The organism is Brooklawnia sp., assembly GCF_032229645.1.
Taxonomy (GTDB): domain Bacteria; phylum Actinomycetota; class Actinomycetes; order Propionibacteriales; family Propionibacteriaceae; genus Brooklawnia.
Map to the genome: position 1 here is coordinate 20787 of NZ_JAVTWX010000122.1, position 8666 is coordinate 29452.

Genomic DNA, 8666 nt, shown 5'->3' on the forward strand with positions numbered 1-8666 from the left:
CTGCTACCCCTCTGTTGTTCCATCCCCGATTCACCAAGGCACGTCAGCCCAGCATGCCCGATGCAACTGGCGCTTTGGTGAACTCCGGGTGAACATTGCGGTCCGGCCTCATCGTCGAACCCTCATGAATACCAAGACTACTAGCGGTTTCGGATGGTTTCCGGCTGGCAGCAGGCATTCGGCTTTCTCTGGCATGATCGGTGATGTGGAGGTTCTACTGGCACTCGCGCTCGGTCTGGCCGTCGGGCTGGCCACCGAGCCGGTGTTGAATTGGATCAAGAAGCGTTCCCGGGCCACCGCGGCCGATCTGGAAGAGGTCGCTCCCGAAGTCAGTAAGCAGTTGCAGGTCGCCGTCGGATTGTTGCGCGCTGCCGCGCTGGTCATTGGGCCCTACGACGAAGTGCTGCTGTCAAATCCGAAGGCACGGACGCTGGGACTGGTGCGGGGCAGCAGAGTCAGCCCCGAAGCGCTGCTCGACATGATCCGCAGCGTGCGTCAGAGCGGCCAGGCGGCCGGTTCGGTGCTGAACGGTAGCCGCGAGGCGGGCACTCCGGTGGTCGAGCTGGCCACCCGCGTTGCGCCGCTGGGCGATGGCATCGTCCTGGCGATAGCGGACGACCATTCCGCGCAGCTGCGCACCGACGAGATCAAACGCGACTTCGTCGGAAACGTCAGTCACGAACTCAAGACGCCGGTCGGCGCGATCCGCGTGCTGGCGGAGGCCGTCGACGACGCCTATGACGATCCGGAGGCCATCAAGCGATTCGCCGGAAGGCTGATCGCCGAGGCCGAGCGGCTGAGCGAGCTCATCGGCCAGATCATCGAGTTGTCAAGGCTGCAATCGGATGACCCGCTCCTGCAACCCGAGATCGTCGAGGTCGACGATGTGATCGCCGACGCCATCGCGAAGTGCCAAGAGTTGGCCCGATCGCGGTCGGTGAACCTGACTACCGCTGTGACGCCCGGTCTGCAGGTACTAGGCGACCAACGGCAGCTCGCAGCGGCCGTGGTCAACCTGATCGAAAACGCCATCAACTATTCGGATCTGGGCGCCCGGGTATCGGTGAGCAGCCGGGCCGGCTCAGATGATGGTGACGACTTCGTCGAGATCGCGGTCTCCGACAACGGCATCGGTATCGCGTCCGAGGAGCAGGACCGCATCTTTGAGCGCTTCTACCGGATTGACTACGCGCGCAGCCGGTCCGAGGGAGGCACCGGACTGGGTCTGGCGATCGTCAAGCACACGATCGGCGCGCACGGCGGTAGCGTGAACGTGTGGAGCAAACCCGGCCAGGGTTCCACCTTCACGCTACGGCTGCCCGCCTACGAACGGACTCCGGACCAGGCGGGGGCCCCGCCGCTGACGCTGGGAGGAATTCAGTGACCCGCATCCTGATCATTGAGGACGAGCAGTCGTATCGCGATGCCTTGTCGTACATGCTGCAGCGTGAGGGCTTCGATGTCGCCGAGGCACCCGATGGCACCCTGGGGCTGGCCGAGTACGACCGAGGCGGCGCCGATCTGGTGCTGCTCGACCTGATGATGCCCGGGATCAGCGGTATCGAGGTCTGCCGGCAGCTGAGGGTGCGCGGAAGCGTGCCGGTCATCATGGTCACGGCCCGTGACTCGGAGGTCGACAAGATCGTCGGACTTGAGATGGGGGCTGACGACTATGTGACCAAGCCGTTCAGTCATCGCGAACTGGTGGCCCGCATCCATGCGGTGCTGCGCCGCGGGCAGGAGGCCGGGTTGCTGCCCGAGGTGATCGAGGTCGGCGATGTCCGCATGGATGTCGAACGCCACGAGGTCGCGGTGGGCGGACGATCGGTGCGGCTGGCGCTCAAGGAATTCGAACTGCTCGAGCTGCTGCTGCGCAATGCCGGGCGAGTGATGACCCGCGGGCAGCTGATCGACCGGGTCTGGGGCTCGGGCTACGTCGGCGATACCAAGACCCTCGACGTACACGTGAAAAGGCTGCGGGCGAAGATCGAGACCGATCCAGCGCATCCGGTCAAACTGGTCACGGTGCGAGGGCTCGGCTACAAGTTCAGCGGCTAGGGTCCTAGGGTACGGCTAGGAGGGGACCGGGGTCCGGCGTGGCTGATTGGACAACAGCGTCAGCAGCGCGGCGGCGAGTCCCTCGTCCACCACGAGCACGTCGAAGACTCCTAGGCGTAGCGCCCCCAGCATTCCGCGCGCCTTCTCCTTGCCAGCAGCCAGCGCCACCGCGATCTCGATCGCCCCCACGGCCTCGATGTCGATGCCGATGACCCGTTCAGAGGAGGGCGGCCCGAGCGGGGTGCCCTCAATGTCGAAGAATCGTCCGAGGGTGTCCCCGGCAGGGTTCGCATCAAGCACCGCAGCCAGCTCTGCCTCGGACAATCGCATCGAATCGAGGATCTTCTTGCTTGTGTGTACACCGAAGGAACCGATGCCAATGAACGCCAGATCACACCTCTTGGCCCGCTCGAGCGCCGCCTTCACCGACGACTCGGACATCATCGCCCGGTAGGTGAGTGACGATTCCACGATGGCGGGTGCGTCGAATCGTTCGGCCATGATGCCGCACTTGCTGGCCAGGGTCTGGATATTGGTATTGCCCGACGGTGTGGTGTCGAGCAGTGGCATCCCCCCCACCAGGGGAGTGAGCTTGGTATCGGGACGCAGAGTCATCCGTGGGATGGCATCGATGAGCTGGCCCACCGTGAATCCCCAGCTGAAACCGATGCGGGTGGCGCTGGGGCCACGTCTGGTGAACAGCTGAGCGGCCAACTGACTGACGGAATCCAAGGCGGTCGCTGCTGAGGCCGTCTGAGCGACCAGCGCCTCGCGCAACCCGAAGGCCCGCATCAGCTCGCGTTCCAGATCGCGATTGCGATCAACGTGATCGTCACCAGTGATCCTCACCTGCACGATGCCCGATTCGCGGGCGGTGGTGAGCATCCGCGAGACGCTGGAGCGGGAGACGCCGAGTCTGCGTCCAACTTGGCCCTGGTCGAGTCCCTCGATGTAGTACATGCGTGCAGCATCGATGAGCATCTGCTGGTCGCGCTTGGCGGGCATCGGGCCTCCTTGATCACGCCGGGGCGGGCCAGCGATACGATTCCGGCTCTAGGTGAGCCACACCCGATCATAGTTGCGATCCATTCGCACGGAATCTCGGTCCGGCTATGGCGTGCTGAGGTAGGAATGGCGGTGAGGCCCGAACCCAGTTCATTCGAGCCCCACCGGCATTGCTTCGAGCTGCGGCGCCGATCAGCCGCCGATCACGCCTCGGGCGACCATGGCGTCCTGGAGACGACGCATTGCAACGATCGGGCGGGTTTCATCGATCTCGAGGTCGTCGTACGTGATGATCTCGTCCTGCTTCTTGGCGACCTTCAGCTTGCTGTGCTGCAGCAGACCGATCGGCACACCCTTGATCTCGCGGGCCTTCTCGGCTGGAATCGCCCAGCCGTAGAAGTGGTGCTCGCCCATCCCCTCGAGTGTGATACCGGCCTCGAGGTCGAACTTGGCGCGCCCAACGACCTCGGTGCAGACGTAGCGCGACTGGAAATCGGCCCGGCGGTTCAAGATGGCCTCGCCGATCGACAGATGAGCTTCGATCGAGGCGATGTGCCACGGCCGGTAGAACAGGTAGTAGGGGCCCTTACCGAGCCTGAGGTAGTCGAGTTCCGCGGTGACGACCTCGGATTCCGATTTTACGATAGCGAAGATGCCGGGGGCGACATCGCCGGTCACGTACTCGACGACCGCGCCCTTCTCAAACGAGAGAATTCCGCCATCCTGCTGCGGAATCAGCTTCTCGGCCAGTTGGGCGAGCGGGATCTGCTGGCCATGCATGCCATCGACCTCGATCGGGAGATTCGTGGCGTTCGATAGCGCCGTCATCTCGAGCTGGGTCTTGGTGCCGTCGGTGAATTCGGTGAGCATCCGTGGGCTCATCTTCTTGCGTTCTGCTTCGGCGACGTTGTCCTCGGGCACCGAGTGAATGATATTCACATTGTTCTTGCCCTTGCCCGCGCAAACGACGGTGAGGCCGAGGTCCTCGGCGTACTCCACCAGCTTCAGGCATTCGACGGGCTCGTCGCCGCGCATGACCGTGTAGACGGAGTTGCCGGCATTGGCCATGCTGGAGAGCAGCACGCCCACGGTGATGTCGGCCTCGACGGTCATCAGCGCCACATCCTTGCTGTGGGCGATGCAGGTATAGGCGATCTGAGCGGCGATCTCAGGGACGCCCGAGACCTCGACCACGATGTCGACGGGGAGTTCGGGCATCTTGAGACCGTCGCGGATGACTGTGGCCTGGCCCGCTTCGACGGCATTGATGGCAGCGTCGATGTCGTCCTCAGCCACCACGATGTCATCGCGGCCGGCAGCCCGCACTGCGGATTCGGCCTTCTCGATGAAGATGTCGGCAACGGCTGCGACGCACATGCCGGGCGCATTCTGGATCGAGGAGATCAGCCCGGTGCCCATTTGGCCGGCACCGACAACGCCGACATAGACCGGCCGTCCTAGCTTGGCTTCACGCTCGAGGAGGCCCTTGGTGTAACTCATGATGAGATCGTCCTTTCGGAGTTGAATGATGAGACGAGGCGCCGACGCATGGTGCGGGGCGCGCTGGTGGTGCGGGCCGGGCCGCTATCCGGCCCGGTGGGTTGGTGGACTTGCGCAGCGGCCATCTGAACCGCTGCCCGGATTTGCCGGCCGCTGACTCGCTGTTCGGCGTCGTCCAGCGGGCCGAGCAGGCGTGGGCTTGGACGGAACCGGGCGAATACCGTCAGTCCGGACATCGCGGAGGCTGCCACGATCTGGCGGTGCACCACGTCGACGACCATGATCACGATGGCGCCGCCGCGGAACGATCGGCCACGGCCGGAGACGAGCATCAGATGATCGCCGCTGGCCCGGTCCAGAGTTCGGTTGAGCTCGCGGGAATAGGCCTGCTGCTGGAAGTAGGTGAGAAGCATCGCCAATAGCATCGCCGTGATGAGAAGGGCCGGGAATCTCCAGTCTGGCGTCGACATCTCAGGCTCCGACGAACGAGATGGTTTCGCCCACGGCGGGGACGTCGAACACGGGCCCGGTTACCTTGATCGCTCCGGGCAGGAGTTTCTGATCGGGTTGGTTGACGTAGAGGACGATGTGCCCGAGGTCGATCAGGTTCGTCATAGCGTGGCCGCCGACCTCGTCTACGGTGTACGAGCGCCCGGCGAACTCGAAGACATCGCCCGGCTGTAGAGCGCGGCTTACTGCGCTCGCGCCGGTGTGCACGATGCTGATGTCGGCGAGCGCCTGCGGAACGGGGTCGCCGAACAGGATCAGCACGCCGGCATCGATCATCTCGCCGGCTTCACCGCCTACTTGCGCGATCGTGGTCGTCCAGAGTGTGGTTGACATCTTGGTGAGACTCCTTCATGTGGTGGGTGGACGCCGGGGTCGTCGGCGTCCACCATGACTGGTCAGAGGAGGAACGACGCCAGATAGGCGATCGCCACGGCGATGGGCGAGGTGACCATACGGGTGAAGAGCACCGCAGAGACACCGACCGAAACCGTTTCGGGCTTTGCTTCGCCGAGTGACAGGCCGACGGGGATGAAGTCGCAGCCCACCTGGCCATCGATAGCGAACAGTGTCGGCAGGGCATACTGCACGGGCAAGGCGCCGGCACCGATCTGGGTGCCCATCAGCACGCCGACCACCTGGGCAATGGCTGCTCCCGGGCCGAGGATTGGCGAGAGTACCGGGATCGCGACGATGAAGCTCAACAGCAGCAACCCCAGCGGGCTGCTGGCCAGCGGTGTGACGCTTTGGGCCAAGACCTGTGAGATACCGGTGTAGTTCACGATGCCGATCAACAGGCCGACGTAGGCCATGAACGGCAACACAGTCTGCAGGATGATCTGCAGTGCCTGGCGTCCAGACGACAGCAGCGTGTTGATGATGTAGCCGATGAAGTTGCCGAACTTCACCACCCACGACATCAGGCCGCCTTTTTCCGCCTGCGTCTGGCTGACGGTCTTCGGACGCTCGGCGGTGGTGGTAGCCCCGGCGGTGCCCTGCGGGGATGAGCTGTTGGCTTCGGCGGCAGCTGCGGTGGCGCTCGCCGAGGCAGCTGCAGTGGCCTGGTCTGCGAGACCGATCTGCTTGACGCCGACATCGGAGACGAAGATGTCCGCGGTGATGTACTGGGCCAGTGGACCGGTCGGCGATCCCGGGTAGATGTCAATCGTTGGCAGCCGCTTCTTCGGGTAGACCCCGATGCGAGCGGTACCGCCGCAGTTGATGACGACGGCCAGTACCTCCTCATCGGGCACGTGGTTCTTGAAGCCGTCCACGGCTTCGGCGCCGCTGAGTTCGGCGATCCTGGCTGCGACCGGGTGTACACCGCCGCCTGTGACTGACAAGACGATGTGTCTTTGGTCAGTTGGGGTCAGGACGAGGCCGTCACCCCAGCCACCCGAACCCTTGTCGACTTTGATCGTCTGGTAGCTCATTCTGTGACCCCCTGGATTCGACCTTCTGCGTAGGCCTCGTCGTAGCGCTTGAAGGTTTCTTCATGGCCACCGCGCTTGATCAGGATTCCGGTCATCCACTGAGTGGCGATACCGCGGATGAGAATGACGATGAGGCCAACCAGGAAGTACAAGATGGCCAGAGTCGCGTACTTGTCGGGAGCTGCCTGTTGAACGCCGGCCGAGACTCCCGCCCAAACGAAGATTTCGCCAGCATTGGCGTGCGGGAACAGTGCGGTGATCGGGTGGCAGAACGAGACGGTCGAGTCGTAGAACGCAGGCTTATAGCGTTCGGGCAGGAAGCGTCCGAAGGTATAGGCCATCGGGTTGGTCAACAGCAGCATGGCCAGGAACGGCATGATCGTGTAGCGGGTGATCGCCCATCGTCCGGCCCATTGGATGGCGTGCGTGACACGCTCCTCGCCGATCCAGGTTGTAATTGCATACATGGCGGTCAACATGACCATCAGTAGGGGCAGAATGCCGGTTACCAGACCGGCGAACTGGGTGGCCGCTTCGTTGAACAATCCAATGAAGTGCTCGGCGAACCAGCTGATGCCCCGCATCACGGGGTTGTCTCCCATTGGTACTCCTAAGAAAGGGATCAAAAGACTTTGTAGAAATGGTGAGTTCTATTGCACGTGGCCTCTTCGGAGGTGCAATTCACTCGGCGGTGCGTGTCTCCTTCCTTGGTGCGACTGGCGTGGCTGAACCCACTCGCCGGTCATTCTCCGATGATGGTCACCTGGCATTTGCGGGTGCGGGCGCGAGCGCGGTCCCAATCGGCGAAGAAGATATAGCCGGTGACCCCGAACCCCAGGAGCCCATCGATGATCGGAAAGACCTGGCTGCTGCCCATCACGCTGGACTTCAGATGAGCATCGGCGTTCAGCAGTTGGCTGCGATCGCCGCCGGGCAGGTACTCCTTGGCGCTGGGCCAGGTTTCGACCTCCTCGAAGTGCTTGATTCCCGGGTAGTTGTAGCCCTCAGCGGGCGGGAATTCACGTTGGGTCGGGATGATCTTGGTGAGCACCTGATTAAGGTCGTATTGCAGGTAGTCGGTGCCATCCTCGAATTCGTCATGCACCCATTCGTCGTAGTAGACCGAGCAGGTGGTGTGCGGTGAGATGACTGCGCACAGTCCATTCGTAATACCGCTGTCTGTGACGACCTGCCGGACCTGGTCGGTGACGTTGATGAAGCTGGGAGCGCCGCCGTGTGAAGTAAGGCTGAGTGTGGCGTGATGGACGGTCATAATCGGTGGTCTCCTGTTGTCTTACGCGCCGGTTGAGCTGAGGATCTTGACGAAAGTCTCGACATCCGCCTCGACACCCTTGCGGGCGGCGGCTGCGAGATTGGAGAAGAGGATGACGTTCTCGTCATCCAGCAACGGCCGGATCGCGTCATACGCGGCCTTGGCGGCGTAGGTGTAGTAGTTGATCTTGCGGACGCCGTGCCGGATGCACTCCTGGTATTCGCCCGCCGACAAGCCCGATCCGCCGTGCATGACGATCGGGATGCCGGTGGCGGTGCGCAACTGAGAAATCAATCCGTAGTTCAGCTCGGGCTTGCGCCGGTACATACCGTGCACCGTTCCGAAGGAAGCGGCCAGGCAGGTCACGCCGGTAGCCTGCACAAAAGCGGCCGCGACCTCGGGATCGGTATAAAGAGACTCATCCGCGAAGCCCTGCGAGGGATCCCCGTTCTCGTTGCCGGTCATCATCCCGATCTCGCCTTCGACACCGATGCCGCGTTCGACCGCCATCTCGACGACCTCGCGGGTGACGCGGACGTTGTCGTCGTAGCCGAGATGCGAGCCATCGATCATGCAGGAGTTGAATCCGATGTCGAGACCGGTGCGAATGTAGTCGATGTTCTCGCCGTGATCGACGTGCAGGATGAAAGGGGCCTCGGAGCGTTTGGCCAGTTCGACCATCGCGGGCCCCATGTCTTCAATGCTGACGATGCCCTCGTGCACCTGCGCGAACTGCAAGATGATCGGGACACCGGTACGCTCGCCCACATCGATGGTCGCGAGCAGGCCTTCGAAGAAGGGCGTGTTGACGGCTGCTATGCCGACGTTCCTCTTCTCGGCAAAGTCGAGTGCTTCGTGCAATCCGATGAGCATGGCTGGTCCTTTCAGGC

The 8666-nt window shown here is 63.0% G+C and carries 10 protein-coding genes; 2 read left to right on the forward strand and 8 right to left on the reverse strand.

Going from position 1 to position 8666, the window contains the following annotated elements:
* The first annotated feature begins 205 nt into the window (after positions 1-205).
* Both AAFP05_RS09370 and AAFP05_RS09375 read left to right on the forward strand, forming a co-directional pair.
* Positions 206-1384, forward strand: coding sequence for an ATP-binding protein (locus AAFP05_RS09370; protein WP_341729595.1), 1179 nt, complete (start codon positions 206-208; stop codon positions 1382-1384).
* Entirely contained in the window at positions 1381-2058 is a 678-nt protein-coding gene (locus AAFP05_RS09375; protein ID WP_341729596.1) for a response regulator transcription factor, read from the forward strand. Before AAFP05_RS09370 ends, AAFP05_RS09375 begins: the two co-directional genes overlap by 4 nt.
* A 15-nt stretch (positions 2059-2073) precedes the next feature.
* On the opposite strand, the gene AAFP05_RS09380 is transcribed toward AAFP05_RS09375, so the two are convergent.
* The 8 genes from AAFP05_RS09380 to AAFP05_RS09415 all read right to left on the reverse strand — a co-directional run.
* Positions 2074-3063: a sugar-binding domain-containing protein gene (locus tag AAFP05_RS09380; protein WP_341729597.1), complete on the reverse strand. Its 990-nt coding sequence runs from the start codon at positions 3061-3063 to the stop codon at positions 2074-2076.
* Between the two features lie 192 nt (positions 3064-3255).
* Positions 3256-4563: an oxidoreductase gene (locus tag AAFP05_RS09385; RefSeq protein WP_341729598.1), complete on the reverse strand. Its 1308-nt coding sequence runs from the start codon at positions 4561-4563 to the stop codon at positions 3256-3258.
* On the reverse strand, positions 4560-5033 hold the full coding sequence (locus AAFP05_RS09390) for a transcriptional regulator GutM (RefSeq protein WP_341729599.1): 474 nt from the start codon (positions 5031-5033) through the stop codon (positions 4560-4562). The genes AAFP05_RS09385 and AAFP05_RS09390 overlap by 4 nt, the downstream gene beginning before the upstream one ends.
* A gap of 1 nt (position 5034) precedes the next feature.
* A complete protein-coding gene (locus AAFP05_RS09395) occupies positions 5035-5406 on the reverse strand; it encodes a PTS glucitol/sorbitol transporter subunit IIA (RefSeq protein ID WP_341729600.1) in 372 nt (123 codons plus the stop codon).
* A gap of 62 nt (positions 5407-5468) precedes the next feature.
* Positions 5469-6503 carry a PTS sorbitol transporter subunit IIB gene (locus AAFP05_RS09400; protein ID WP_341729601.1) on the reverse strand — a complete coding sequence of 345 codons (1035 nt, stop codon included), beginning with the start codon at positions 6501-6503 and terminating at the stop codon, positions 5469-5471.
* A complete protein-coding gene (locus tag AAFP05_RS09405) occupies positions 6500-7105 on the reverse strand; it encodes a PTS glucitol/sorbitol transporter subunit IIC (RefSeq protein ID WP_341729602.1) in 606 nt (201 codons plus the stop codon). Before AAFP05_RS09405 ends, AAFP05_RS09400 begins: the two co-directional genes overlap by 4 nt.
* A gap of 140 nt (positions 7106-7245) precedes the next feature.
* A complete protein-coding gene (locus AAFP05_RS09410) occupies positions 7246-7776 on the reverse strand; it encodes a YjbQ family protein (protein WP_341729603.1) in 531 nt (176 codons plus the stop codon).
* A gap of 21 nt (positions 7777-7797) precedes the next feature.
* Positions 7798-8666: class II fructose-bisphosphate aldolase (locus AAFP05_RS09415; RefSeq protein WP_341729604.1), on the reverse strand; the 869-nt coding region annotated here is incomplete at its 5' end.

Excerpts from the sequence above, each read along its gene's own strand:
- AAFP05_RS09385 (WP_341729598.1), bottom strand. The coding sequence starts at position 4,563 with ATGAGTTACACCAAGGGCCTCCTCGAGCGTGAAGCCAAGCTAGGACGG.
- AAFP05_RS09400 (WP_341729601.1), bottom strand. The coding sequence starts at position 6,503 with ATGAGCTACCAGACGATCAAAGTCGACAAGGGTTCGGGTGGCTGGGGT.
- AAFP05_RS09395 (WP_341729600.1), bottom strand. The coding sequence starts at position 5,406 with ATGTCAACCACACTCTGGACGACCACGATCGCGCAAGTAGGCGGTGAA.
- AAFP05_RS09405 (WP_341729602.1), bottom strand. The coding sequence starts at position 7,105 with ATGGGAGACAACCCCGTGATGCGGGGCATCAGCTGGTTCGCCGAGCAC.
- AAFP05_RS09410 (WP_341729603.1), bottom strand. The coding sequence starts at position 7,776 with ATGACCGTCCATCACGCCACACTCAGCCTTACTTCACACGGCGGCGCT.
- AAFP05_RS09390 (WP_341729599.1), bottom strand. The coding sequence starts at position 5,033 with ATGTCGACGCCAGACTGGAGATTCCCGGCCCTTCTCATCACGGCGATG.
- AAFP05_RS09380 (WP_341729597.1), bottom strand. The coding sequence starts at position 3,063 with ATGCCCGCCAAGCGCGACCAGCAGATGCTCATCGATGCTGCACGCATG.